The 26,549-nt window shown below is 68.0% G+C and carries 23 protein-coding genes and 2 tRNA genes; 13 read left to right on the top strand and 12 right to left on the bottom strand.

Features of this window, described 5'->3' with window-relative positions; genetic code table 11:
* Positions 1-219: 219 nt before the first annotated feature.
* Genes LX13_RS09855 through pknB form a run of 6 tightly spaced genes read left to right on the top strand, consistent with a single transcriptional unit; the run spans position 220 to position 8,406 of the window.
* Positions 220-687 carry an FHA domain-containing protein FhaB/FipA gene (locus tag LX13_RS09855; protein ID WP_188487486.1) on the top strand — a complete coding sequence of 156 codons (468 nt, stop codon included), beginning with the start codon at positions 220-222 and terminating at the stop codon, positions 685-687.
* The gene (locus LX13_RS09850) at positions 684-2,186 is read left to right on the top strand and encodes a PP2C family protein-serine/threonine phosphatase (protein WP_253661154.1); all 1,503 of its coding nucleotides are present in this window, start codon (positions 684-686) and stop codon (positions 2,184-2,186) included. The genes LX13_RS09855 and LX13_RS09850 overlap by 4 nt, the downstream gene beginning before the upstream one ends.
* On the top strand, positions 2,186-3,613 hold the full coding sequence (locus LX13_RS09845; protein ID WP_253661153.1) for an FtsW/RodA/SpoVE family cell cycle protein: 1,428 nt from the start codon (positions 2,186-2,188) through the stop codon (positions 3,611-3,613). The genes LX13_RS09850 and LX13_RS09845 overlap by 1 nt, the downstream gene beginning before the upstream one ends.
* The gene (locus tag LX13_RS09840) at positions 3,610-5,115 is read left to right on the top strand and encodes a peptidoglycan D,D-transpeptidase FtsI family protein (protein WP_253661152.1); all 1,506 of its coding nucleotides are present in this window, start codon (positions 3,610-3,612) and stop codon (positions 5,113-5,115) included. Before LX13_RS09845 ends, LX13_RS09840 begins: the two co-directional genes overlap by 4 nt.
* A gap of 22 nt (positions 5,116-5,137) precedes the next feature.
* Entirely contained in the window at positions 5,138-6,508 is a 1,371-nt protein-coding gene (locus LX13_RS09835) for a serine/threonine-protein kinase (RefSeq protein WP_253661151.1), read from the top strand.
* The gene (gene pknB / locus LX13_RS09830; protein ID WP_253661150.1) at positions 6,508-8,406 is read left to right on the top strand and encodes a Stk1 family PASTA domain-containing Ser/Thr kinase; all 1,899 of its coding nucleotides are present in this window, start codon (positions 6,508-6,510) and stop codon (positions 8,404-8,406) included. Before LX13_RS09835 ends, pknB begins: the two co-directional genes overlap by 1 nt.
* A 4-nt stretch (positions 8,407-8,410) precedes the next feature.
* Here pknB and LX13_RS09825 read toward each other — a convergent pair whose 3' ends face one another.
* Positions 8,411-9,076 (bottom strand): aminodeoxychorismate/anthranilate synthase component II, encoded by a 666-nt coding sequence (locus LX13_RS09825; RefSeq protein ID WP_253661149.1) that lies wholly within the window; start codon positions 9,074-9,076, stop codon positions 8,411-8,413.
* Between the two features lie 160 nt (positions 9,077-9,236).
* On the opposite strand from LX13_RS09825, the gene crgA reads away from it, so the two are divergent.
* The 3 genes from crgA (at position 9,237) to LX13_RS09810 (ending at position 11,260) form a co-directional block, all read left to right on the top strand.
* Complete coding sequence (gene crgA / locus LX13_RS09820) at positions 9,237-9,527, top strand: cell division protein CrgA (RefSeq protein WP_188487493.1); 291 nt, start codon at positions 9,237-9,239, stop codon at positions 9,525-9,527.
* Positions 9,528-9,630: 103 nt separating this feature from the next.
* Entirely contained in the window at positions 9,631-10,074 is a 444-nt protein-coding gene (locus LX13_RS09815) for a PH domain-containing protein (protein WP_253661148.1), read from the top strand.
* A gap of 31 nt (positions 10,075-10,105) precedes the next feature.
* On the top strand, positions 10,106-11,260 hold the full coding sequence (locus tag LX13_RS09810; protein ID WP_253661147.1) for a GNAT family N-acetyltransferase: 1,155 nt from the start codon (positions 10,106-10,108) through the stop codon (positions 11,258-11,260).
* Between the two features lie 47 nt (positions 11,261-11,307).
* Here LX13_RS09810 and LX13_RS09805 read toward each other — a convergent pair whose 3' ends face one another.
* The gene (locus LX13_RS09805) at positions 11,308-11,994 is read right to left on the bottom strand and encodes a rhomboid family intramembrane serine protease (protein ID WP_308214727.1); all 687 of its coding nucleotides are present in this window, start codon (positions 11,992-11,994) and stop codon (positions 11,308-11,310) included.
* A gap of 182 nt (positions 11,995-12,176) precedes the next feature.
* Positions 12,177-12,713 carry a peptidylprolyl isomerase gene (locus LX13_RS09800; protein WP_253661145.1) on the bottom strand — a complete coding sequence of 179 codons (537 nt, stop codon included), beginning with the start codon at positions 12,711-12,713 and terminating at the stop codon, positions 12,177-12,179.
* A gap of 116 nt (positions 12,714-12,829) precedes the next feature.
* Here LX13_RS09800 and LX13_RS09795 point away from each other — a divergent pair, with 116 nt between their 5' ends.
* From LX13_RS09795 to LX13_RS09780, 4 genes are all read left to right on the top strand, one after another.
* Positions 12,830-13,195 carry a hypothetical protein gene (locus tag LX13_RS09795; protein WP_253661144.1) on the top strand — a complete coding sequence of 122 codons (366 nt, stop codon included), beginning with the start codon at positions 12,830-12,832 and terminating at the stop codon, positions 13,193-13,195.
* A gap of 61 nt (positions 13,196-13,256) precedes the next feature.
* Entirely contained in the window at positions 13,257-14,000 is a 744-nt protein-coding gene (locus tag LX13_RS23435) for a DUF4190 domain-containing protein (RefSeq protein ID WP_253661143.1), read from the top strand.
* 108 nt (positions 14,001-14,108) lie between these two features.
* Positions 14,109-14,456: a YciI family protein gene (locus tag LX13_RS09785; RefSeq protein ID WP_253661142.1), complete on the top strand. Its 348-nt coding sequence runs from the start codon at positions 14,109-14,111 to the stop codon at positions 14,454-14,456.
* A gap of 3 nt (positions 14,457-14,459) precedes the next feature.
* The gene (locus tag LX13_RS09780; RefSeq protein WP_253661141.1) at positions 14,460-15,743 is read left to right on the top strand and encodes an RNA polymerase sigma factor; all 1,284 of its coding nucleotides are present in this window, start codon (positions 14,460-14,462) and stop codon (positions 15,741-15,743) included.
* On the opposite strand, the gene LX13_RS09775 is transcribed toward LX13_RS09780, so the two are convergent.
* From LX13_RS09775 to dnaN, 9 genes are all read right to left on the bottom strand, one after another.
* Positions 15,717-15,789 (bottom strand) — tRNA-Ala (locus tag LX13_RS09775). The two genes, LX13_RS09780 and LX13_RS09775, sit on opposite strands and share 27 nt — an antisense overlap.
* A 142-nt stretch (positions 15,790-15,931) precedes the next feature.
* Positions 15,932-16,005 (bottom strand) — tRNA-Ile (locus LX13_RS09770).
* A gap of 75 nt (positions 16,006-16,080) precedes the next feature.
* Positions 16,081-17,127, bottom strand: a complete 1,047-nt coding sequence (locus tag LX13_RS09765) for a DUF3566 domain-containing protein (protein ID WP_253661140.1) — start codon at positions 17,125-17,127, stop codon at positions 16,081-16,083.
* Between the two features lie 41 nt (positions 17,128-17,168).
* Positions 17,169-19,685, bottom strand: coding sequence for a DNA gyrase subunit A (gyrA, locus tag LX13_RS09760; protein WP_253661139.1), 2,517 nt, complete (start codon positions 19,683-19,685; stop codon positions 17,169-17,171).
* A gap of 58 nt (positions 19,686-19,743) precedes the next feature.
* The gene (gyrB, locus tag LX13_RS09755) at positions 19,744-21,783 is read right to left on the bottom strand and encodes a DNA topoisomerase (ATP-hydrolyzing) subunit B (RefSeq protein WP_253661801.1); all 2,040 of its coding nucleotides are present in this window, start codon (positions 21,781-21,783) and stop codon (positions 19,744-19,746) included.
* A gap of 361 nt (positions 21,784-22,144) precedes the next feature.
* The gene (locus LX13_RS09750) at positions 22,145-22,696 is read right to left on the bottom strand and encodes a DUF721 family protein (protein ID WP_253661138.1); all 552 of its coding nucleotides are present in this window, start codon (positions 22,694-22,696) and stop codon (positions 22,145-22,147) included.
* On the bottom strand, positions 22,693-23,940 hold the full coding sequence (gene recF, locus LX13_RS09745; protein ID WP_253661137.1) for a DNA replication/repair protein RecF: 1,248 nt from the start codon (positions 23,938-23,940) through the stop codon (positions 22,693-22,695). Before recF ends, LX13_RS09750 begins: the two co-directional genes overlap by 4 nt.
* A 17-nt stretch (positions 23,941-23,957) precedes the next feature.
* Positions 23,958-24,851 (bottom strand): phosphogluconate dehydrogenase (NAD(+)-dependent, decarboxylating), encoded by an 894-nt coding sequence (gene gnd, locus LX13_RS09740; RefSeq protein ID WP_253661136.1) that lies wholly within the window; start codon positions 24,849-24,851, stop codon positions 23,958-23,960.
* 78 nt (positions 24,852-24,929) lie between these two features.
* Positions 24,930-26,096: a DNA polymerase III subunit beta gene (dnaN, locus tag LX13_RS09735; RefSeq protein WP_253661135.1), complete on the bottom strand. Its 1,167-nt coding sequence runs from the start codon at positions 26,094-26,096 to the stop codon at positions 24,930-24,932.
* Positions 26,097-26,549: the final 453 nt, after the last annotated feature.

The following is a 26,549-nucleotide window of genomic DNA, read 5'->3' as shown; positions in this document are numbered from 1 at the left end:
GCGGGACAGTTGTCCCCCGCCGACGTGATCGGGTGCTCTCGCCGCGGAGTCACGACCAACCGTTGCAGACCTGTCATGTACAGATTCCGATTCACTCGCGTGTGACCCATAGGATGTGGATCCATGGGTCGTCGTGCGGCGCCCCCGGATGATCAATGCGTACGGTGCCCGTCCCCGACGGTCGCCGGCCGAGGACACTTCGCCTGGAGGTGAGCAGCTGTGCAGGGCATAGTTCTGCAGTTGACCCGTGTGGGTTTCCTCCTGCTCCTCTGGCTCTTCGTCTGGGCCGTCCTGCGCATCCTCCGTAACGACGTCTACGCCGCGACCGGGCAACGGCCTGTCCCCCGCTACGATCGCATCGGACGCCGCTCGGGTGGTTCCGCCCGCCCGAAGGGCGCCGCGCGCTACCTCGTCGTCACCCACGGCGCGCTCGCCAACACCCGCATCACGCTGGGCACGCAACCCGTGCTGATCGGCCGCGCCGACGACTCGACGCTCGTCCTCACCGACGACTACGCCTCGGAGAAGCACGCGCGGATCTCGCGGCGCGGCGACGACTGGTACGTCGAGGATCTCGGCTCCACCAACGGCACCTACCTCGATCGGGGCAAGGTGACCACCGCCGTGAAGGTGCCCATCGCGACCCCGGTCCGCATCGGCAAGACCGTGATCGAGTTGCGCCCGTGACCCTGGTGTTGCGCTACATCGCGCGAAGCGACCGCGGTCTGGTCCGGTCGAACAACGAGGACTCGGTGTACGCCGGTGCCCGGTTGCTCGCCCTCGCCGACGGCATGGGTGGCCACGCGGCAGGCGAGGTCGCCAGCCAGCTGGTGATCGAGGCGCTGCAGCCCCTCGACGACGACGAGCCCGGCGGCGATCTGCTCGGCAAGCTCGACGACGCGATCCGCAGCGGCAACGCCGCCATCGCCGACCAGGTCGAGCAGTCCCCCGAACTCGAGGGCATGGGCACGACGCTCACCGCGATCCTGTTCGCGGGCAACCGTCTCGGCCTGTGCCACATCGGCGATTCCCGCGGCTACCTGCTGCGCGACGGCCAGCTCACCCAGATCACCCGCGACGACACCTTCGTGCAGACGCTGGTCGAAGAGGGCCGGATCACCGCCGAGCAGGCGCACACCCACCCGCAGCGGTCGCTCATCATGCGCGCGCTGACCGGCGCCGAGGTCGAGCCGACACTGACCGTGCGCGAGTCCCGGGACGGCGACCGCTACCTCCTGTGTTCGGACGGACTGTCCGACGTGGTCACCGAGGAGACCATCGCCGACACCCTGTCGTCGGTCGCCGACCACGGCGCGTGCGCCGACCGTCTCATCGAGCTCGCACTGCGCGGCGGTGGCCCGGACAACGTGACCGTCGTGGTCGCCGACGTCATCGACTACGACTACGGCGATCACCGCCCCATCCGTGCGGGCGCCGCCGGCGATGACGACGACGAGTACACCCCCGACCCGACCACCGCGGCCGGTCGCGCCGCGGCCGGTCGCGCCGCGGCCCTGCGCCCGCCGCGCGAGTCACCGCGGCGTCCGACGGTGGAGCCCGAGCCCGTCGAGGCGACCCGCAACCCGCGCCGCAAGTGGTTCATCGCCGCGGCGGCGGTGACGCTGATCGTGTTGATCGTCGCCGGCGGCCTGGTGGCGCGCGGACTGATCCGCTCCAACTACTACGTCGACGAGAACAACGGCACCGTGGTGCTCTACCGCGGCATGCAGGGGTCGATCCTTGGGCTCTCGCTCAACTCGGTCAGCCTCACCACCTGCGTCAGCGACCTCAAGGCCGAGACGCCCACCATCACCTTCGCCGACGCGAACTCCGCGCCCGACTCCTGCACGCCGCTGCCGGTCAGCGACCTGTCGCAGCCCAGCCAGAACACCGTGCGCGCGAGCAAGCCGAGCGTCCCCCTCGACCAGGCCAAGCAGAACGTCAGCCTGCTCTCGCTGCTGCCGCTGTGCGGTACCCGCACGGGGGATCCCGGTGTGAACACACCCACCACGACCACCACGGCGCCGCCGACCACCACGGTCGCGCCCGCCCCGACCCAGACCGGCGCACCCGCACCCGGGGCACCGGCATCCTCGCCCGCGCCCACCGTCGCCCCGACGACCACCGTCGACACCAGCGAAGATCGCTTCGACGACAGTGGCCGCAAGGTCTGTCGAGGACACTGATGTCGCAGGCCGCCGTAACCCAGACGCCCACAACGGGTCCCACTCGCCGCCCGAACGGCCGCAACACCGAGCTCATGCTGCTCGGTGTCGGTGCCGTCGTCGTGATGGCCGCCATGATCAACGTCGAGGCGGCGCAGTCGCAGCAGATCTCGTGGGATCTCGCCAAGTACGGGATCGCCTACATCGGGCTGTTCGGCTTCGCGCACCTCGTGATCCGTCGCTACGCGCCGTACGCCGACCCGCTGATCCTGCCGTTGGTCGCGGTGATCAACGGGCTCGGTCTGGTGCTGATCCACCGACTCGATCTCGGTTCGGGCGCCAGCGGCGAGACCGCGGTGGCCACCGATCAGACCAACAACGCCGATCAGCAGGTGCTGTGGGCGGTGCTCGGTGTCGTCGCGTTCTCGGTGATCCTGATCTTCGTCCGCGACCACCGCACCCTGTCTCGCTACAGCTACATCCTGGGCCTGGGCGGCCTCGCGTTCCTGGCGATCCCGGTGATCCTGCCCGCGTCGCTCTCGGAGATCAACGGCTCGAAGAACTGGATCAAGACACCGTTCTTCAACATCCAGCCCGGCGAGTTCTCCAAGATCCTGATCATCATCTTCACGGCGTCGCTGCTGGTGTCGAAGCGGGACCTGTTCACCACCGCGGGCAAGCACTTCCTGGGCATGGACCTCCCGCGCGCACGTGACCTCGGTCCGCTGCTCGCCGCGTGGATCGTCACCATCGGCATCTTCGCCCTGGCCAACGACCTCGGCGGACCACTGCTGATCTTCTCGACCATCCTGGTGCTGCTCTACGTCGCGACCGAACGCGTCGGATGGGTGATCATCGGCGTCGCCCTGTTCACCGTCGGTGCGATCCTGGCCTACCAGCTGTTCCCCCATCTACAGGTCCGCGTGCAGGTCTGGCAGGACCCGTTCGGTGACTTCTACGGCACCGGATACCAGGTCGGACAGGGTCTGTTCGGACTCGCCACCGGCGGGTTGTTCGGCACCGGCCTGGGGTCGGGACGCCCGAACATCGTCCCGTTCGCCAACACCGACTTCATCATCGCGACCATCGGTGAGGAACTGGGCCTGGTCGGCCTGGCCGCAGTACTCGGCCTCTACCTGATCCTGGTGGTGCGCGGCCTGCGCACCGGAATCACCGTGCGCGACAGCTTCGGCAAGCTGCTGGCCACCGGGCTCTCGTTCTCGATGGCCGTGCAGCTGTTCGTGGTCGTCGGCGGTGTCACCAAACTGATCCCGCTGACCGGTCTCACCACACCGTTCATGTCCTACGGCGGGTCGTCGCTGTTGGCCAACTACGTCCTCGTCGCGCTGCTGATCCGGGTGTCCAACGCCGCCCGCGAGCCGGACGTGTCGAAGAAGAAGTCGACGCCGGTCGCCCTCGCGCAGACTCAGGTGGTGAAGCGCCCGTGAACATCCCGATCCGACGCGTCGTCATCGCCGTGATGGTCATGGTCGTCGCCCTTCTCGCCAGCGCCACCTACGTCCAGGTCTTCAAGGCCGACAACCTACGTGCCGATCCGCGCAACCAGCGGGTGCTGCTCGACGAGTACTCACGCCAGCGCGGCCAGATCACCGCGGGCCAGGAGGTCATCGCGCAGTCGGTGCCCACCGACGACCGTCTGAAGTACCTGCGGGTCTACCCCGGCAAGTACGCCCCGGCGTTCGCGCCGGTCACCGGCTTCTACTCGTTCCAGTACGGGAGCGCCGGCATCGAGCAGTCCAACGACTCGATCCTCAACGGCAACGACGACCGGTTGTTCGGGCAGCGGTTCCTCGACATGTTCTCCGGTCGCGACCCGCGCGGCGGCAACGTCGTCACCACGGTCAACCCGCGTCTGCAGAAGGTCGCCTACGACGCGATGAACTCCGGGTGCTCCGGCGGCTGCCGCGGGTCGGTGGTCGCGATCGCGCCGAACACCGGGGCGATCCTGGCGATGGTCTCGACCCCGTCGTACGACCCGAACAAGCTCACCAGCCATGACGCGACGGTGCGTGAGAACGCCTGGAACGCATGGAATCCCAGCGACGCCGGCGACTCGGCGCAGCCGATGCTCAACCGCGCCATCAGCGAGACCTACCCGCCCGGATCGACGTTCAAGGTGGTCACCACCGCGGCCGCGCTGGCCCAGGGCGTCAACCCGGACAACACCCGCCTCACCGCGAACAGCTCGATCACCCTGCCGAACACCGAGACGTCGCTGACCAACTACGCCGGTGAGACGTGCCCCGGATCGTCGGGCGGTCAGGTCACCCTGCGCCAGGCGTTCCAGTACTCGTGCAACACCGCGTTCGTGCAGTTGGCCACCGAGCGACTGAACAACCCGATCGACTCGGTGAAGTCGACCGCGAGCCGCTTCGGCCTGGACTCCGACACCCCCGACACCCCGCTGTCGGTGTCGGAATCGACGGTCGGGCCCATCGGCGACCTCGCGGCGTTGGGGCAGAGCGCGATCGGCCAGCGTGACGTCCGCATGACCCCGCTGGAGAACGCGATGATCGCGGCCACGGTGGCCAACGGCGGTGTGCGCATGCAGCCCTACCTCGTCGACAAGCTGCAGGGCCCCGACCTCAAGACCCTCTACACCACGGCGCCGAAGAGCATGAACGAGCCGATCTCGTCGACGACGGCGGCCACACTCACCAGCCTGATGATCGACTCGGAGAAGAACACGAGCGGATCGGGCGGCCCGGTGTCCATCGCGTCGAAGACGGGCACCGCCGAGCACTCCGCGACCTCCGAGGCCGCCAACACCCCCTACGCCTGGTACATCGCCTTCGGTCCGTCGAGCAACGCGCAGATCGCCGTCGCTGTGATCGTCGAGAACGGCGACCGCGGTGTGCAGTCGACCGGCGGTTCGTCGGCGGCTCCGATCGGCCGTGCCGTGATCAACGCGATGGTGGGGAACAGCTGATGCGGCACGACAAGGGGACCCGATGAGTCTGCAGAGCGGAACCACGATCGCCGATCGGTATCGGCTGATGAGACTCATCGCGACCGGTGGCATGGGCCAGGTGTGGGAGGGACTCGACACCCGGCTGGACCGTCGCGTCGCGGTCAAGGTCCTCAAGTCGGAGTTCTCCGACGACGCAGAGTTCCTGCAGCGCTTCCGGATCGAGGCCCAGACCACCGCCCGACTGCACAACCCCGGCATCGCCAGCATCTTCGACTACGGCGAGACGCCCGACCGCTCCGGCGGCCCCGCGCTGGCCTACCTCGTCATGGAACTGGTCAACGGGGAGCCGCTCAACGCCGTGCTGTCCCGGATGGGCCGGCTCTCGCTGAACAACGCGCTGGACATGCTCGAGCAGACCGGTCGCGCCCTGCAGGCCGCGCACACCGCAGGCCTGGTGCACCGCGACGTCAAGCCCGGCAACATCCTGATCACCCCGACCGGTCAGGTGAAGATCACCGACTTCGGTATCGCCAAGGCCGTCGACGCCGCGCCGGTGACCCAGACCGGCATGGTCATGGGTACCGCCCAGTACATCTCCCCCGAGCAGGCCCTCGGTGAGGACGCCACGTCGGCGTCGGACGTCTACTCGCTCGGCGTGGTCGGCTACGAGGCCATCGCCGGTCGTCGACCGTTCCTCGGCGACGGCGCGATCACCGTCGCGATGAAGCACATCCGGGAGACCCCGCCGCCGCTGCCGAACGACCTGCCCGCGGGCATCCGGGAACTGATCGACATCACGATGGCCAAGGAACCGCTCAACCGCTACTCCGACGGCGGCGAGTTCGCCGACGCCGTGGCCGCGGTGCGGTCGGGTCGTCGCCCGCCGCCGCCGCGCGCCGGTGGGATCGTCGTGCCGCCGACCTCGACCCGCGCGATGTCGGCGCCCATCCCGCGTCCGGCCGGACCGCCGCCCCCGACCGCGACCTCGCGTCGCCCGATCCCGGCCGCTCCCGCCCGCGACGACGGCCGCTGGACGGGCGGCCAGAAGGCGCTCGCCGCGGTCGCTGTGATTTTGCTGCTCGCCGCGGTCGCCCTCGTCGGGTACTGGTTGTCGACCAACGGCAGCGACGGATCGACCACGCCGTCGACCCCGCCGTCGGTCACGACCACCACCGACGAACCGGCTCCGACGACGCAGGAGGAGACGACGACCACCGAGGAGGAGACGACGACCACCACGACGACGACTCCGCCGACGACCACCACGACCACCCCGCCGACGACTACGACCACCACGACGCCGCAGGGCGGCCTGGTCATCCCCGGGATCACCATCCCCGGCTTCGGTGGGCAGAATTACGATGACAGCAGCAGCGATCCGTCGCCGCTCGACGAGAAGAAAGGTGACTGATGTCGACTCCTCGTCACCTCTCCGATCGGTACGAGCTGGGCGAGGTCCTCGGATTCGGCGGCATGTCCGAGGTTCATCAGGCGCGTGACCTCCGTCTGCACCGCGACGTGGCCGTCAAGATCCTGCGCGCCGACCTCGCGCGCGACCCGAGTTTCTATCTCCGCTTCCGCCGCGAGGCGCAGAACGCGGCGTCGCTGAACCACCCCACGATCGTGTCGGTGTTCGACACCGGCGAGGCCGACACCCCCGAGGGTCCACTGCCGTTCATCGTGATGGAGTTCGTCGACGGCGAGACCCTGCGCGACGTCCTGCGCACCCAGGGGCACGTCGCACCGCGCCAGGCCATGACCTGGATGGCCGATGTCGCTGCGGCCCTTGATTTCTCGCACCAGAACGGCATCGTCCACCGGGACATGAAACCGGCCAACGTGATGATCGACAAGTCCGGCGCGGTGAAGGTGATGGACTTCGGCATCGCCCGCGCCATGTCGGACACGTCCAGTGCGATGACCCAGACCTCGGCGGTCATCGGCACCGCCCAGTACCTGTCGCCCGAGCAGGCGCGCGGTGAGAGCGTCGACGCACGCAGCGACGTGTACTCGATGGGCTGTGTGCTCTTCGAGCTCCTCACCGGCGAACCGCCGTTCACCGGCGACTCCCCGGTCGCGGTCGCCTACCAGCACGTGCGCGAGGATCCGCCGGTCCCGTCGAGCATCCGCCGGGAGATCCCGCCGCAGCTCGACTCGGTGATCCTCAAGGCGATGAGCAAGAACCCGTTCAACCGCTACCAGTCGGCCGGCGAGATGCGCTCGGACCTGATGAAGGTGCTCGCGGGCGGACGCCCCAGCGCACCGATGCTGCTGTCCGACGAGGACAAGACCGGCATCATCGAGCCGGCGCGCAACCGCCCGGGTCGGGTTGGCCCGACCTCGCATCGTCGCCCCGATCCGGACGAGGACGAACGTCGCTCACCGGTGCTGAAGTACGTTGCCGCCGCGCTCGCCGCGGTGCTGGTCGTCGTCGGCGTCACCCTGCTGCTGACCACCCCGTGGGCCGACGACGCGACCGAGCAGGTGGCGATCCCGAAGGTCACCGGCCTCTCGGCGACCGAGGCCCGCTCCGAACTGGAGAAACTCGGCTTCCGGGTGAACAACCCCCTCGAGGAACCGAGCAACGACGTCGAGTCGGGCATGCCGACGCGCACCGCACCATCGGAGGGCGTGCAGGCGGACAAGGGATCCCAGGTCACGCTGTACGTGTCCACCGGCCCGCAGCGCCAGGACATCCCCAACCTCGTCGGCCAGACCTTCGAGCAGGCCTCGGACACGCTCACCAAACTCGGTTTCACCAACGTCCGTCAGGGCAACGTCGCCTCGACCAATCAGCTCCGTGGCAAGGTGGCGGCGGTGTCGCCCCAGGTCGGGACCTCGCAGGCCGTCACCACGAGCATCACGCTGCAGGTGGGCACCGGTCCGCGTCGGGTCACGGTCCCTTCGCTCGTCGGTCTGACCCAGGACGCGGCGCAGAGTGCCGTCGAGGACCTGCGCCTGCGGTTCGTGGCCGTCGCCGCGGACTCCGATCAGCCCGCGGACACGGTGATCAACTCGTCCCCGGTGGCCGGTACCCAGGTCGACGAGAACAGCACGGTGCAGGTGACCGTCTCGCGCGGCAACCAGTTCCGGATGCCCGATCTGCGGGGCAAGACGGCGAGTCAGGCGCGAGACGCGTTGAACGGCGCCGGATGGCGTAACGGCACGCTGAACGAGGTCCCCCGCAACGTGGGGTTGGGCAGTCCGGACGCCGACCGCGTCATCGATCAGGAACCGGCGAGCGGCGAGATGTTGAACAACGACGCCGCCATCAGCATCACCGTGGGACGCGCCAGCCTGTTCGGCTGATCGCTCAACCGACCGCGGTGGCCGCGGTCGCCTCGAGGCTCGACACCAGGTCCTCGGAGATCTCGAACCCGGACAGTCGCAGCCAGTTCGCCAGCATCCGGTGACCGCCCTGCGTCAGGACGCTCTCCGGGTGGAACTGCACCCCGTGGATCGGCAGTTCCCGGTGCGACATCGCCATGATGATGCCGCTCTCGGTCCGCCCGGTCACCATCAGTTCGGCCGGGATCGTCTCGGGCAGGACCGTCAGGGAGTGGTAGCGGGTGGCGATGAACGGGTCGGCGAGGCCGGCCAGCACCCCGCTGCCGTCGTGGAACACTGTGGATGTCTTGCCGTGCAACAGTTCCGGCGCACGATCAACGGTGGCGCCGAAGCTCGCGCCGATGGCCTGGTGCCCGAGGCAGACCCCGAGGATGGGGGTTCCGGTCCGCGCCGCGACACCGACGATGGGCATCGTCGCGCCCGCCCGCTCCGGAGTACCCGGTCCCGGACTGAGCAGCACCGCGTCGAATTCCGTGACGACGTCGTCGAGGTCCGCGAGCCGCTCGTCGTCGTTGCGCCACACCGTCGCGTGCACTCCGAGCTGACCCAGGTACTGGACCAGGTTGTAGACGAAGCTGTCGTAGTTGTCGATGACGAGGATCGACGGTTTCCGGACGGAACTGGTGGTCACCGGGTTCACGGTACCGGCGAGCCCGGTCGGATCTCACATCGGTTTATGGGCGTGGGATACCGTGGTCGCACGCGTCCATCAGCAAGTACGACCCGCACGAGGTGAGGACACCCACCGGTCCCTCGGATCCGCGCGGTCGACGTTCATCAGCGAGGAAGTCATGCCGAAGTCGAAAGTCCGGAAGAAGACCGATTACACGATCAACCCGGCCAGCCGTACGCCGGTGAAGGTCAAGGCCGGTCCGTCGAGCACGATCTACGTCTCGGCGATGCTCGGCCTCATGCTCATCGGTCTCGCGTGGCTGATCGTGTTCTACCTCGTCGCGACCCCGTCCAGCCTCGGTGCCGACGGCAAGATCCTGCACTGGATGTACAACCTGAGCGCCTGGAACTTCCTCATCGGGTTCGGCTTCATGATCACCGGCTTGCTGATGACGATGAAGTGGCGTTGACCGGCCGTTTCCTCCCCAGCCTGTTGAATTACATGTGTGTAATTCATCCACATTGTGCATAGAGCCTGTGGATAACTCTGCGCAGTGGGCGACTCCTCGTCCCGTGGGCTTCGCCCTCCTCGGTGGTGGCGTCGTTCTGTTGGTCGCCGCGGCCCTGTCCGGATCCGATCCTCCGGGCCTGGTCATCATGGGTGTCGCCGGGCTGTTGCTCGCGGCCATGGGGCTGGGTTCGCTGCTCGTCCGACCCCGCCTGGCCGCGTGGCCGGATCGCCTGGAGATCCGCGGGATCACCGGCAGGCACAGCTACACCCGTGCCCAGATCACCCGGATCCGGATCGTCAGCTATCCCCGGTTCGGACGTCGGGTGCCCAACCTCGAGATCGACGTCGACGACGACGGATCCGAGCGGCTGGTGATCCTGGGACGGTGGGAGCTCGGTGAGGCACCGCTCGACGTCGCCGATGTGCTCAGCGCGCAGGGGTATCCGATCGACGAGGACAAGAACCTGCGGTTACGCCCGGACCGCGACCCCGACCCCGACGACTGACGGCCCCGACGCCGCCGGACCCTGAACCATCATGACGAACAACGACCAGCGCGCGAGTCCGGGCACGGTGCGGCCGAGACGGGCGGTGCCGAGCGCGGCAGCGGCTGCCGGATTCACGTCCGGCGGGATACCTGTTGCCGAGCGCGACTTCTTCGTCGAGGAGTTCCGCGGGATCACCATCGTCGTTGCCCTCCCCACGCTGAGTGCCTCGGTGGTGGACGCGGTGGAACGAACGGTCGACGAGTTCGGCACGGGTGACACCCGGTTCGTCTTCGTCGTCCCGGCCGACTGCGTTCCGACCGTCATCGCTGCGGTCGGTGGTGTGCACGTGGACGGCTCGACGGTGTGGGACGACGACACGGTCGCCGATCTGTGGCTCGCCATCGCGGACTCGCCGTGCGTCGTGGTCGGGGCTTCGGCATCCGCCGTCGCCCGCGCGGCGGGGTCTGTCTCCGCGAGCGTCCGGGCATCGAAGATGGTGCTCACCGATCCGGGCGGCGGCTGGGGCAGTCCGCCCCGCAGCTTCGCCGACATCGACGTCCACCGCGACCGGCTCACCGCACACCTTGCCGAACGAGGTCTCCACGACTTCACGTCCGCTGCGCTGGAGGCGCTCGCCGGCGGCGCATACAGCGTGAACCTCTGCCGTGCCGAGGATCTGGAGTTCGAGCTGTTGACGTTCGACGGACGGGGAACCGTCCTGACCCAGGGGCGGTATCTCCAGTTGGCCTCACTCCAGGTGGATGACTTCCCCGCCATCGAGGCGTTGGTCGCGCAGGGGGTACGAGACGGAGTTCTCAAGGTGCGCAGCCGGATCGACGTCGCCAGGATGGCTGTCGGCGGGCTTGGTGCGCGGGTCCTACGAACCGGGCATCTCGCCGGTGTCGTCGGCCTCGAGGCCGACCGCTACGCCGGAACCGGATTCGCCGAGGTGTCCGGTCTGATCACGGTGGCGGAGTTCTCCGGGCTCGGCGCGGGGGGCCTGCTCATCGACGGACTGCTGGAGATGTGTCGCGCGCGGGGGATCGCGAGTCTCTTCGCGGTGACCGTCAGTGGCGAGGCCGCGGAGTTCTTCCTCCGACGGGGATTCCGTGAGGTGGGGCACCAGGACGTGCCCGGGGCGAAGTGGGAGGGCTACGACGCCGATCGACGCACAGCCGCCCGCTGCTTCCTGCGATCCGCGTGAGGAGCCGACACGGCTGGTGAGGCCCGAGCCCGCGGGGTGACGCGGCGTCAGAGAGTCGCGGCTCGGGCGACACAGATGAGCAACGCCACCAGGACGAGGATGCCGATCGACAGCCAGCCCACGAGCGATGCGGAGGCGGCGTCGCGCCGGCCGATCCGCTGTGGCAGCAACAGGACGCCCGCGGTGGCCGCGGCGCCGAATGCGAGGCCGCCGAGATGCGCCCACAGGGAGATGTTCGGGATCGTCAGCGAGATCACGATGTTGATCACGATCAGGCCGATGATCTGTCCGGGCGGCAACTTGGCCTTGATGACCGCGACCAACAGTCCGCCCATCACGCCGTAGATGGCGCCGGAGGCACCCGCGGTCGCCGCGAACGGCGAGAAGATCAACACCGCGGCGCTCCCGCCGAACAGGGCCGTCAGATAGACCCCGAGGAACCGTCTCGTGCCGATCGCCATCTCGAGGTCGCGGCCCAGGATGTAGAGCGTCAGCATGTTCAGGCCGACGTGGATGAGCGAGTAGTGCAGGAACCCCGAGGTCAAGATCCGCCAGTACTCACCGTTGCCGACCAGCGGACCGAACAGCACGCCGTCGGCGAAGATCCGCGACCGCAACAGGTTGGCGCTGAGACCGCCTGCCTGCGCGAGGGTGATCACGAAGATGACGACGTTGACGGCGATCAGCGCATAGGTGGCGGTGGGCCGGGTGGCGCCCATGGTGCGGACGGTCACCCGCTCGCCGCCCGCCTGCCGGACGCAGTCGACGCAGTGTTGGCCGACCGAGGCCGGCCGAAGGCATTCCGGACACGCCGGCCGTCCACAACGGGTGCAGGAGAGACCCGTGGGACGGTCCGGGTGCCGGACGCAGACCATCGCGGGCGCGGGGCCCCCGAACGGTTGCGGTTGGTTCGGGTTCAGCTGATCTCGATCTTCTCGATGACGACGTCCTCGAGCGGCTTGTCACGACGATCGGTGGAGGTCGCACCGATCGCGTCGACGACCGCCTTCGACTCGTCGTCGGCCACGACACCGAAGATGGTGTGCTTGCGGTTCAGGTGCGGCGTCTTGGCCACGGTGATGAAGAACTGCGAGCCGTTGGTACCCGGGCCTGCGTTCGCCATGGCCAGCAGGTAGGGCTGGTCGAAGACGAGTTCCGGGTGGAACTCGTCGCCGAACTGGTAGCCCGGGCCGCCGGTGCCGGTGCCGGTGGGGTCGCCACCCTGCAGCATGAAGCCGCTGATGACCCGGTGGAAGACCGACCCGTCGTAGAACGGGCCGCTGTCTCCACCGGAGGCGTTCGGCTGGCTGTATTCCTTGCTGCCGGTCGCCAGACCGGTGAAGTTCTCGACGGTCTTCGGCGCGTGGTTGCCGAAGAGGTCGATGACGATGTCGCCCCGGTTGGTGTGCACGGTCGCGGTTGCGGTTTTCTGTGGTGTACTCACGACGACCATGGTGCCACCAGCCGCTACGGCACCCACACTCCCGCTGCCAACCGGCCTCGCCCGGCAGGCCGGGACACGACAGCACAGGCGCGTACGCGACGGGAAGAGGACCACCGATGGGGATCGTGACCAGCACCGATACCGACGACAGCCGTAAGATCGCCGCCGCCAGGACCGCCGGCTCCGCGGCACTGGGATACCTCGTCCCGTGGACCCGGCCGGCTCGCGTCGTCGCGAAGCGAGTCGGGCGTCGTCGCACCGCGAAGAAGTCGCGGGCTCCGAAGGTTCGGGCACTGACGCCGTCCGCGGTGGCCCCGCTGCTCACGGCCCGACGCACGTCGAGGGTGTCGCGGCGCAACGGTCTGGTGGTGCTCGGGATCGCCGGTGTCATCGGCGGTGGCGTGGTGTTCTCGGTTCTGCGCAGCGGCCGCAATGCCCCTCCCCCGGTCGCCGCGCAGCCGCCGCGTGTCGAGGACGTCCCCACCCGATAGACCTGCGCCCGGCTTTCGCCCGATTCGCCGATCGACACGGGGCCACAGGTAGCTTGTAGGCGTGCACCCCGACGACAATCCCGACGCCCGACGTGCGCCGACGCCGTCGGGACGACCGCCCGCCGGACCGGCAGGCCCCTTCGGCGGACCGCCGCGGACTCCCCCGAGCGAACCGTTTCGTCAGCCGGGTCGTCCCCCTGCCGGTCCCGCCCACGGGCAGGACCCGCGTCGCCCCACCGGCCCCAGCACCGGCGGCAATCCCCGTCCGCCTGCACCGGGTGGCCCGAACAGCGGCCGCTTCGGACAGGTCCCGCCCCCGCCGCGCGGACCCGCACCACGGTCTGGTCCGCCCCCGCGCTTCGAACCCCGCCACGGCCCGCCCCCCGAGGCACCGACACGCGCCCACCCGCCCGAGGTCCTCAGCGGACCGGCCGCCGACTCCAACGCCGCCTACTCGCTGCGGCAGCCCGACCACCAGCACCAGAACACCAGGACCGCGTCAAGGGACGACGCACCCGTGCACCACGACGATCACGACGATCACGACCCGGAGTCGAATGACATGACCGCTGCACCCCGCAACAGCACGAACGTGCTCGCGATCGTGGCGCTGGTGTTGTCGTTCCTCGGTCTCACGTCGATCTTCGGCGTGATCTGCGCCCACATCGCACGACGTCAGATCCGCACGACCCGCGAGCAGGGCGACTCCCTGGCCGTGGCCGCTCTCTGGCTCGGCTACTTCTACATCGGCGCCGCGGTGCTGTGTCTGGTCGTCTACTTCGCCATCGCCGGGCAGGGTTCGTAGACCGGCACCGAGAATTCTTTTCGCCGAGATGTCGATCGCTCGGCGGCTCGTTCGTGTAACAGGTGAGGGCAGACACCCGGTCGGCCCCGCCGCACGAGAGGAATCGACATGTCGCACTATCTGCTGGGCGTGATGCAGCCCGAGGGAACCCCGCCCGCACCGGAGGTCCTGGCCGAGATCGGTACGAATCTCGACGCGTTCCATGCCGAACTGCGTGCGGCGAGCGCCTGGGTGTTCGCCGGGGGCCTGGACAGCCCCGCCACCGCCACGGTGGTTCGGGCCGGGGATTCCGGTCCACTCCTCACCGACGGTCCGTACATCGAGACCAAGGAGTATCTCGGCGGTCTGTGCATCATCGACGCACCCGATCTCGACGCAGCCCTGGCGTGGGGCGCGAAGGCGGCCGCGGCGACCACCCTCCCGATCGAGGTGCGCCCCTTCTTCGACCGGGGCTGACGGGTGACCGACCGATCCTCGCCCGTCGACGCGATCGCGACGGCGTTCCGCCGCGATCACGCCCGGGCGGTGTCGGTGCTGATCGGCGTCTTCGGCGATGTGGACCTCGCCGAGGAGGGCGTGGCCGACGCGTACGCCGTCGCCGCGCAGGTGTGGCCCCGAGACGGGACACCACCGAGCCCCGCCGGATGGATCATCACGACCGCCCGCCGACGCATCATCGACCGCATCCGGCGCGAGTCCTCCCGCGACGACCGCCACGCCCAGGCCGCGCGCCTGGCCGGCACGGCTGCAACGGCCACCGATCCGGCCGAGCAGGTGGACGAGGAGGTGCTCATGCGTGACGACCGGCTACGCCTGCTGTTCACGTGCGCACACCCGGCGCTGGCGATGCCGGCACGGGTTGCCCTGACGCTCCGGCTGGTCGGCGGGCTGCAGACGCCGGAGATCGCGCGGGCGTTCCTCGTTCCCGAGGCGACCATGGCGCAGCGGCTCGTCCGCGCCAAGGCGAAGATCCGCGGGGCGCGGATCCCCTACCGCGTCCCGACCGACGCCGACCTCCCCGATCGGCTCGACGGTGTCCTGACGGTTCTGTACATCGTGTTCGGCGAGGGATACGTGGCCTCGGCGGGCGACGGTCTGACGCGGGCCGATCTCTGTGACGAGGCGATCGTGCTCGCGCGGATGGTCGTCGATCTGATGCCCGACGAGTGCGAGCCCCGGGGACTGCTCGCGCTCATGCTGTTGCTCGACTCGCGGAGGTCCGCGCGCACCGATGCCGACGGAGCGCTGATCCCGTTACCCCGGCAGGATCGGTCGACGTGGAACCGCGCTCGTGTCGACGAGGGTCTGGCCGTGGTGCGTGCGTGCCTCGCGCGGCGGCGGACCGGGGGCGCGGCACCGGGGCGGTTTCAGCTCCAGGCGGCGATCGCCGCCGTCCACTCCGACGCCGACCGCGCGCAGGACACCGACTGGCATCAGATCGTCGCGCTCTACGACCAGCTCGCGGCGTGCGACCCCAACCCGATCGTCCGACTGAACCGGGCCGTCGCGGTGGCCGAGATCGACGACCCGACAGTCGCTCTCGGGCTCATCGGGGATCTGCCGTTGACGCACTACCACCTGTGGCACGTCACCCGGGCGGATCTGTTGCGACGACTCGGCGACACCACATCGGCACACCAGTCGTACCGGGAGGCGCTGGATCTGGCCGCGAACGCGGTCGAACGGGAGTTCATCCGTGATCGGATGGACGAGATGTGGAGCCTAGGAGATTCGAACTCCTGACATCTGCCTTGCAAAGGCAGCGCTCTACCAACTGAGCTAAGGCCCCGTGCCGGATCAGCTCCGGCGTTCGGGCAGACTAACGCGCTTCGAGAACATGCCACTCCTCGACGTTCCGGAGCGACTCGATGACCAGGCCGCCCGCAACGATCGCGAACAGACCGATCACGATCAACGCGATCTTTCCCACGTGGGCCTAGGAGGACTTGAACCTCCGACCCCTTCGTTATCAGCGAAGTGCTCTAACCGCCTGAGCTATAGGCCCGTGAACCGTCAAAAGGTTACCGGACTGTCCCCTCCAGAAACAAAACAGCGGGGTCCGGCCACCGAAAACGACAGGTCAATCCCGATCGGCGAGCGTCACTTCGACGCCGCCCACGAGGTCGGCACTCATGTTGTAGATGAACGCACCGACCGTGGTCAGCGCCGTGAACACGACGACGTACACCGCACCCACCAACGCCGCGACACCGAACACGGTGCCCGCGGTGATCTGGAACGAGGTGTCGGTCGACGAGTCGCTGGACACCAGGTCGCCGAACGAACCGTTCAGCTGATCCCACACGCCCATCCCGTCGAGGATCACGTACAGGACGCCGATGGCGATCATCCAGATCAGGAACAGGGCGATCGCGAGGACCGAGGAGATCTTGAACGTCGACCACGGGTCGATCCGGCGCAGCTGCACCGCGGCCCGCAAGGCTCCGCGCGGGCCCGCGGAGAACGTCTCCACCGGGCGCACCGGCGGCACACCGGAATCGGTCTGCTGACCGCCGGTCGGGTGATGGATCGCGTCGAGATCGGGCAGATCCTCCGGCAGGTTGTTCCGGTCGATGTTGCGTGTCGGTCCGTCGATCACCTTGCCGGTCAACGAATTACGTCCCTTGGACGGTTCCTGCGCCGAGTCCCGCGCGGTGTTGCCGTCGGAGTCGAGCTTCGCGATGGGCGCGCGGGTCGTCGACTGGTCCGACGAGGCTGCCGCCCGGTTGACCGCCGATCCGGTCACCAGCGGGCGCTTGGGCGCGCCGTTCGGCTGCCCCTGTCCCTGCTGCGGCGGCGGGCCGGACGGTCCCGGCTGATTCGGCTGCACGGGCTGGTTCGGCGCGCCGGGCTGGTTCTGCTGCACCGGTCCGCCGGTGGGCGGACGCTGGTTGCCGACCCGCTGCCACGGCGGCATCCCTCCCGGACCGGTCCCCGATCCGGCGCGCGGAGCGTCGTCGAGACCGGGGTCGCGACGAGGCGTCGCGTCGGCCGGAGCACCCCCGTTGTCCTGTCCGCCGTTCTCGGCGGGACGGGCCGCGACACCGTTGGAGTCGCTCCCCTCGGGCCGGTCGGTGGTACCGGGTCCCGATCGCGGCGACCCCTCGGGCTCGTTGGGTGTGCTCAACTACTTTCCTTCACCTCGTGTGACGTGCTGGATGGAAACGCTCAGCTACCGGCCGCCGGGCCGCCCTCGACCTCGTCGGGCTCGTCGGCGTTCCGGGCGATAGCCAAGAGCGTAGTTCCTTCGTCCAGGTTCATCAGGCGGACGCCCTTGGTTTGGCGCCCTGCCTTACGGACCTGTTTCGCGAGCGTCCGGATCACGCCACCGCCGGAGGTGATCGCGTAGACCTCGCTGGTGTCGTCGACGATCAGCGCGCCCACCAGCTCGCCTCGGCGTCGGTCGTACTGGATGGTCAGCACCCCCTTGCCGCCGCGGCCCTGCACCGGGTAGTCGTCCATCGCGGTGCGCTTGGCGTAGCCACCCGCGGTCGCGACCAGCAGATACGTTCCCTCGGCGACGACGTTGAGCGACAGGAGCTGATCGTCGTCGTTGAATCGCATGCCCTGCACACCCGAGGTCTGCCTGCCCATCGGACGCAATGCGTCGTCGGTGGCGCTGAAACGGATGGACTGGCCGTGCTTGGACACCAGGAGCAGGTCGTCCGACGAGCTGCACAGCTGCGCGCCGACCAACTCGTCCTCGCCGCGGAGGTTGACCGCGATGATGCCGCCGGAGCGGCTCGAGTCGAAGTCGACCAGACGCGACTTCTTCACCAGACCGCCGAGGGTGGCCAGCACCAGATACGGCGCGTCCTCGTAGCTCTTGATCTGGATGACCTGGGCGATGCGCTCCTCCGGCTGGAAGGCCAGCAGATTCGCGACGTGCTGACCACGTGCGGTGCGGTTCGCCTCGGGCAGCTCGTAGGCCTTGGCCCGGTAGACCCGACCCTTGGTGGTGAAGAACAGGATCCAGTCGTGGGTGGAGCAGACGAAGAAGTGCCGGACGATGTCGTCCTGCTTGAGGCCGGCACCCTGCACACCCTTGCCGCCGCGTCGCTGGCTGCGGTAGAGATCGGTCTTGGTCCGCTTCGCGTAGCCGGTCTCGGTGATGGTGACCACCACGTCCTCGCGGGCGATCAGGTCCTCGTCGGCGACGTCGCCGTCGGCCGGGATGATGCGGGTACGACGCTCGTCACCGAACTTCTCGACGACCTCGGTGAGCTCATCGCGCACGATGGCGCGCTGGCGTTCCGGGCGGGCGAGGATGTCCTGGTAGTCGGCGATCTCGCGCTCGATCTCGGCGAGTTCGTCGACGATCTTCTGACGCTCCAGGGCCGAGAGCCGGCGGAGCTGCATGGCGAGGATCGCGTCGGCCTGGATCTCGTCGACGTCGAGCAGACCGATCAGTCCCGTACGGGCCTCTTCGGTGTTGGCCGACGCGCGGATCAGGGCGATGACCTCGTCGAGCGCGTCGAGCGCCTTCACGTAGCCGCGCAGCAGATGTGCGCGTTCCTCGGCCTTGCGCAACCGGTACCGCGTCCGCCGGATGATGACGTCGATCTGGTGCGCGACGTAGTAGCGGATCATCTGGTCGAGGCGCAGGGTACGCGGTACGCCGTCGACGATCGACAGCATGTTGGCGCCGAAGCTGGTCTGCAGCTGGCTGTGCTTGTAGAGGTTGTTCAGCACGACCTTGGCGACCGCGTCGCGCTTGAGCGTGACGACGATCTGCATGCCCACGCGGTCCGAGGACTGATCCTCGATGCGGCTGATGCCCTTGAGTTTTCCGTCGTTGACCTGTTCGGCGATCGAGACGATCATCCGGTCGGGGTTCACCTGGTACGGGAGTTCGGTGATCACGAGGATGGTGGCGCCGGTCGACGACTCCTCGATGTTGACCACGCCGCGCATGCGGATGCTGCCGCGACCGGTGGTGTAGGCGTCGTGGATGCCCTGCGTCCCGACGATGAGCCCCGACGTCGGGAAGTCAGGTCCCTGGATGGCCGCCATGCACGCCGCGAGGGTCGACTCCTCGTCGGCCTCGTGGTTGTCGAGAGCCCAGAACACCGCTGCGGCAACCTCGTTGAGGTTGTGCGGCGGCATGTTCGTCGCCATACCGACCGCGATACCACCGGAGCCGTTGATCAGCAGGTTGGGGACACGGCTCGGCAGAACCGTCGGCTCCATCGTCTTGCCGTCGTAGTTCGGCGTGAAATCGACTGTCTCCTCGTCGATGTCACGGAGCATCTCCATCGCCAGAGGCGTCAGACGTGCCTCGGTGTAGCGCATGGCCGCCGCACCGTCGTCGCCGCGCGAACCGAAGTTGCCCTGGCCGTCGATCAGCGGGTATCGCATCGACCACGGCTGCGCGAGACGCACCAGCGCGTCGTAGATCGCGGTGTCGCCGTGCGGGTGGTAGTTGCCCATGGTCTCGGCAACGGGCTTGGCGCACTTGACGTAGCTGCGATCCGGCCGGAACCCGGCGTCGCCCATCGCGTAGAGCAGGCGACGGTGCACCGGCTTGAGACCGTCACGCACCTCGGGCAGAGCACGACCCACGATGACGCTCATCGCGTAGTCGATGTAGCTGCGCTGCATCTCCTGCTGGATGTCGACGGGTTCGATCCGGTCGCCACCGGAGGAGTCGGTGGTACCGCCCGGCGGCAGGGTGGTGTCGGTCATGATTGGATCACTTTCTTCTGGTCACATCGACAGCGGAGACGGCGCACGTGCGCCGCGCTCACACGTCGAGGAAGCGGACGTCCCGGGCGTTGCGGGCGATGAAGCTGCGGCGGGCCACGACGTCCTCACCCATGAGAACGCTGAACAGTTCGTCGGCCGCGGCGGCGTCGTCGAGGGTCACCTGGCGCAGCACACGCACCGAGGGGTCCATCGTGGTCTCCCACAGCTCTTTTGCGTTCATCTCGCCGAGACCCTTGTAGCGCTGGATGCCGTCTTCGGTGTTGATCTTCTTGCCGGCGACGCGGCCGGCCTCGAGCAGGCCGTCGCGCTCGCGGTCGGAGTAGGCGAACTCCGGTGCGGCGCCCTTCTGCCACTTGAGCTTGAACAGCGGCGGCTGCGCGAGGTACACGTGACCGTGCTCGACCAGCGGGCGCATGAAGCGGAACAGCAGGGTGAGCAGCAGGGTCGAGATGTGCTGCCCGTCGACGTCGGCGTCGGCCATCAGCACGATCTTGTGGTAGCGCAGCTTGGCCAGGTCGAACTCGTCGTGGATGCCGGTACCGAACGCGGTGATGATGGACTGCACCTCGGTGTTCTTGAGAACACGGTCGATGCGGGCCTTCTCGACGTTGATGATCTTTCCGCGGATCGGCAGGATCGCCTGGTACATCGAGTCGCGTCCCGACTTGGCGCTGCCGCCGGCCGAGTCGCCCTCCACGATGTAGACCTCGCACTTGCCCGGATCGTTGCTGCGGCAGTCCGCGAGCTTGCCGGGCAGGCCTCCGATGTCGGTTGCGCTCTTGCGCCGCACCAACTCTCGCGCCTTGCGCGCGGCCATGCGGGCCTGCGCGGAACCGACCGCCTTGTTGATGATGATCTTCGCCTCGGCGGGATTGGACTCCAGCCAGTGCGACAGGTGCTCGTTGGCGACCTTCTGCACGAAGCTCTTCACCTCGGTGTTGCCGAGTTTTGTCTTGGTCTGACCCTCGAACTGGGGGTCGGAGACCCGCACCGAGATCACCGCCGCGAGACCCTCACGGATGTCGTCGCCGGTGAGCTTCCCGTCTTTCTCCTTGAGAAGCTTCTTGTCCAACGCGTACTTGTTGACCGTACTGGTCAGTGCCGAACGGAAGCCCTCCTCGTGGGTGCCGCCCTCATGGGTGTTGATGGTGTTGGCGAACGTGTGCACCGACTCGGAATAGCCTGCGTTCCACTGCATCGCCACCTCGAGCTCGTGCCCGGTGCCCTTCGCGGTGAAAGCGACGATCGAGTTGTGGATGGCGCTCTTGGTCCGGTTCAGATGCGCCACATAGTCTTCCAGGCCACCGGGGTAGTGGTAGGTGCGGACGCGGGGCTTGCCTGCGACCTCCTTGGTCACGGCTTCGCCTGCGGTGTCGGCGATCTCGATCACGTCGGAGACCTCGGCCGCGGCGTCCTCGTCGAGCTCGGACTGACTGCGCGGGGCGTCGGCGGTCTCGACGTCGAGGCTGTCGTTGCCGATCTGCTTCGGCCGCTCGTCGGTCAGCGTGATGGTCAGTCCCTTGTTGAGGAACGCCATCTCCTGCAGACGTCGTGAGATGGTCTCGAAGCTGTAGTCGACCGTCTCGAAGATCTCCGGGTCCGCCCAGAACCGGGTGGTGGTGCCCTTCTTCCGGGTCGCCGAGCCCTTCACCAGCTCTGCCGGCTTGGCGTAGTTGTAGGTCTGCGACCAGTGGAAGCCGTCGCGAGCGATCTCGAGCTCGACCTTTGTCGAGAGTGCGTTGACCACCGAGATACCGACCCCGTGGAGTCCGCCGGACACCGCGTAGGAGTCGGAGTCGAACTTGCCGCCCGCGTGCAGCTGCGTCATGACGACCTCGACCGTCGGGACACCGGTCTTGTGCATCTCGACCGGGATGCCGCGGCCGTCGTCGATGACCTCGACCCCGCCGTTGGCGAGCAGTTTGACGTCGACCTTGCTTGCGTGGCCGGCCATCGCCTCGTCGACCGAGTTGTCCACGACCTCCCAGATCAGGTGGTGTAGACCCCGCTCACCGGTGGAACCGATGTACATGCCGGGTCGTTTACGTACCGCCTCGAGTCCTTCGAGGATGCTGATCGAGTCGGCGCCGTAGTCCTTGGGGGCTGCCTTCTTGGCAGCGGGGCGGGTCGCCTTCTTGGCCGGGACCGCGTCCGCAGGCGTCGGGTTGTCAGTGGGTTCGTTGCTGTCGGCCACGAGTGGTGTCCGCTCCTTGTCCTCGCCGGTACTGCTTCGCGCATGTTCGAGATGCCCGTCGGGCACTCGTTCCATACTACTGCCTCAATCGACCGGAAATGGGTATCCGGGGCCGCTGACGCGCTCACAGGCCGGATTTCTCGACTCAACCCAGTCCCGTTTGTACGAACCCAGCTCCGGGCACCTCTACGGCGTTTCTCCAGCCTTCTGACGTGGCCTGTGCGCGGACGGTTCCGTCTCCCGGTCATCCATAGGTGTCGCGAGGACCCCGTCCGGAGACGTGTCGGTCTCCCTTTCGCCAGGACGGAGCCTTGGGTCCGGTGATGCGCAGGGTCGTGACCACGCCGTTTCCGACCTGCGCCGCGATCTTCGCGAGGATCTGTGCCTGGATCAACCGCAGTTGGGTCGCCCAGGCGGTCGACTCGGCCGTGATGTGCAGGACCTTGTCGCGCAACACAGTGGGCTCGGCGTGACCCGCGATGTCGGGCCCGACGATCTGCGCCCAGGCACCGAACACCGTTCCCTCCCCGATCTTCGGCTGCCAGCCGCGACTGCGCGCGATGCCGCCGGCGAGACGGCCCAGCGGTTGGGGATCACGTTCGTCGGGACCCGCACCCGACCATCCGGTGCGCCGTGTTCTGCGACGGGTCGGCGACGACCGGCCCTGCCCGACCGACTTGCCCGCCGCCCGCGCCGCGGACCGCGCGTCCTCGAGAGCCTTGCGGGCGAGTTCGTAGCCTGCCGGGGCGGCACCCGACGGATCAGACGAATCCTGCGAGCCGGAGTCGCCGGTCATGGAGCCTCCCCCTCGTCGTCGTGTGGTTCGAGTCCCGGTCCATCATCGACCGCATCCGCGCTCGGCGCAGCGTCGTCGACGAGATGCGAGAGCCGCCCACCGTCGCCGTCGTCCCGCACCGCCACCGCGACCCGCCGACCGCCGATCGCAGGCGGGATGTCATCGGCGACCGCCGCGGTGATGATCACCTGCTCCACCGACTGGGCGAACGTCGACAGCGCAGCGCGCCGGGCGGCGTCGAGTTCGGCGAACACATCGTCGAGCAGCACCACCGGCTCAGCACCGTCAGAACGGATCAACTCCACCGAACCCAGGCGCATCGCCAGTGCCAGGGACCACGATTCGCCATGACTGGCAAAACCTTTGGCGATCTGACCGGCCAGGGTGATGTCGATGTCATCACGGTGCGGACCGATCAGGCACACCCCGCGATCGATCTCCTTGCCGCGCGCCGCGGCGAGACTGTGCAACAGCACGGCCTCGATGTACTCCTCGTCGGCCGGTGCATCGGCCGCGGGCAACACCTCGTCACCGACCACCGCCCGATAACGCAGGTCGATCGGTCGGGACGCGGGGGCCAACGTCGAGTACTCCTGTTGCACAAACGGTCTCAAATTGTTGAGCACATCGATACGTCCTGCGGTCACCTGCGCACCGAACTGCGCCAACTGGGTGTCCCACACGTCGAGGGTGCTGATCACCGACGCCGCGGAATCACCACCCGAGCGCATCGCGGACGCGGCGGTCTTCAACAGAGCCGACCGCTGACGTAGGACGCGGTCGTAATCGGCACGGGCAGCGACCATCCGTGGCCCCGCCAACGCGGCGAGCTCGTCGACGAACCGTCGTCGATCGGCTGGATCACCCCGGACCAGAGCGAGATCCTCCGGCGCGAACATCACCGTGCGCAGGATGCCCACGATGTCGCGCGGTCGGCGGGACGGGGCGCCGTTCACCGAGGCCCGGTTGCTACGACCGGGCGTGATCTGGAGTTCCACCGTCAGCTCGCGTCCGGCGTTGATCACCGTCGCGGACGCCGTCGCGGTCTCACATCCGGTACGGACCAGCGCCGCGTCGTTGCTGACCCGATGAGACCGGAGGGTGGAGAGGTAGTTCAGCGACTCGACGAGGTTGGTCTTGCCGAAACCGTTGCGCCCCACGAAGATGGTCGGCTCCGGATCGAGATCGACGCGCACCTCCTGCCACGACCGGAAGTCGCGCAGACGCAGCGTCCGGACGTACACCTACCCAGTGCCCGAGGTCACTGGTGCTGCGAGGGCTTGACCGCGTGCCCACCGAACTGGTTGCGCAGAGCGGACACCGCCTTGAGCGTCGGTGAACCACCCTCCTGACGGGACGCGAAGCGTGCGAAGAGAGCAGCGGAGATGACGTTCGCCGGTACCGAGTGACGGATCGCCTCCTCGACGGTCCACCGTCCCTCACCGGAATCAGTTGTGTAATCGGAGATCTCGGTGAGGCCGGGATCTTCCTGCAGCGCCTTGACCAGGAGGTCGAGCAGCCAGGAGCGGATGACCGTTCCGTGGGTCCATGCGCGCAGCGTGCCCTCGACGTCGTCGATGAGCGGCTCGGCGGACAACAGTTCGTATCCCTCGCCGTAGGCGTGCATCAGGCCGTACTCGATACCGTTGTGCACCATCTTCGCGTAGTGACCGGCACCGACCGGGCCTGCGTGGACGAAGCCGTCGGCCCGCTCGCCGGGCGGACGCAGTGCGTCGAAGATCGGCATCGCCTTCTCGACGTCGGCCGCGGCACCACCGGCCATCAGCCCGTAGCCGTTCTCCAGACCCCAGACACCGCCGGAGACACCGCAGTCGAGGTAGCCGATTCCCTTGGAGTCCAGCAGTTCTGCGTGGACAGCGTCGTCGGTGTAGCGCGAGTTGCCACCGTCGATCACGAGGTCACCCTGCGACAGCACCTCGGCGAGCTTCTCGACGGTCTCCCGCGTGGGCGCTCCCGACGGGACCATGACCCACACGACCCGGGGCGCCTCGAGGGCAGACGCGAGATCGGCCAGCGAGGCGACGTCGGTCACCTCGGGACGCGGGTCGTAGCCGATGACCTCGTGGTCGAACTTCTTGAGGCGCGAACGCATGTTTGCGCCCATCTTGCCGAGCCCGATCAAGCCGAGTTGCATGGTGATTCCTCTCGCGGATGTATGGAGGTGGGTTCTCGGCGCTGAGAACGATCGGGGACGACGATCACCGACGCGGGATCATCCCGGCAGTCGGACCGGCATCAGCAGGTAGGTGAACGCGCTGCTAGGAGCGGCGTACGCACCGGAGTCGTCGGCCTGGGGCGGCTCACCGGTCGACGGTCGCAGCACAGCGGGTCGGCTCGGGGTGGTGAAACCGAAATCGACTGCAGTGGTGTGCAATGCGGCCAGTCCGTCGAGCAGGTAGCCGGGGTTGAACGCGATGGTCAGCGGCTCACCGTGGAACGAGACCGGAACTTCCTCCTCGGCCTTGCCCGCGTCGTCACCGCCGGCGGTGAGCAGCACCGATCCCTCGGTGAACTCCATCCGCACCTGGGCGCCGCGCTCGGCGACCAAGGCGACACGCTTGATGGCGTCGGTCAGCGGCGCGATGTCGACGGTCGCCATCGAGGTGTGCGACGGCGGCAGCAGCTGACGGAACTTCGGGAACTCCGCGTCGAGCAGACGGGTGGTGGTCTGGCGTCCGTGTCCGAGGATGCCGAGCAGACCCTCCGCACCGATGCTGCCCGCCGAGCCGAGAGCCAGGGAGATGGCGGCGCCACCCTCGGCTCCGGCCGACTTGGCCGACTCGGACAACGTCTTCGCCGGGACCAGGACAGCCGCGGTGTCACCCGAGGTCGGCTCCCAGGTCAGCTCGCGCACCGCGAGTCGGAATCGGTCGGTGGCGGCGAGGACCACGGTGTCGTTCTCGATCTCGACGCGGATGCCGGTCAGCATCGGCAGGGTGTCGTCCCGACCCGCCGCGATGGCGACCTGGGTGATCGCCTCGGCGAACAGCTCGGTCGGGATGCTGCCGGTGATCGGCGGCACCTCGGGGAGCGAGGGGTAGTCCTCGACCGGCATCGTCGGCAGCGAGAACCGCGAGCTGCCGCAGGCGATGGCCACGCGGGTTCCGTCGAGACTCACGTCGACCGGCTTGGCGGGCAGGGACCGGGTGATGTCGGCCAACAACTTGCCCGAGACCAGGACGCGGCCCTCGTCGGCGACCTCGGCCGAGAGATCGACCTGGGCCGAGACCTCGTAGTCGAACCCGGAGACCGTCAGGCCCTTGTCGCCGGCGGTGAGGACTACACAACCGAGGACGGGAACGGGCGGACGGCTGGGCAGACTGCGAGCAACCCAGGCAACCGACTCTGCGAATTCATCGCGAGTCACGCGGAACTTCACTGCGATCGACCCTCCATATCGGTCCGATCCTCCATAGCGTCGACTGCCCTTCGATGGTGTGCGAGTCCTGCGTGAACCGGTGGGTCTCCACTCTAGAACGGAAGGCGCCCCGCGGGGGTAAACGGGTGGAGCTTGTAACGGCTGGTGACGGAAGCGTTCTCACCGGCGGTGTGGACGAACGATCTGTCCACACTCCTGCTTTTAAAGACTATTGAAAGAGATAAATTCTCAGTAGTAATAGGTCCTGTGGAAACTGTGCACAGGGTGTGGTCGGCGCACGTGGGACCGCACGCGACGCTGTGGACCGGACGTGGACAGATCACCGGAGATCGGTCACACGTTGTGTACACGTCAGAGTCCGTTCATCTCGGTCCACCGTCGGTACACAGGCTGACGGAGTTATCCACCGAGTTATCCACAGCTGGGGAGCGACGGTGAACGACTGTTCCGGTC

This window comes from Williamsia maris, from assembly GCF_024171815.1.
Lineage (GTDB): Bacteria > Actinomycetota > Actinomycetes > Mycobacteriales > Mycobacteriaceae > Williamsia_A > Williamsia_A maris.
The sequence above is the reverse complement of the archived record's forward strand: the minus strand, read 5'-3'. Positions and strand labels throughout refer to the sequence as shown.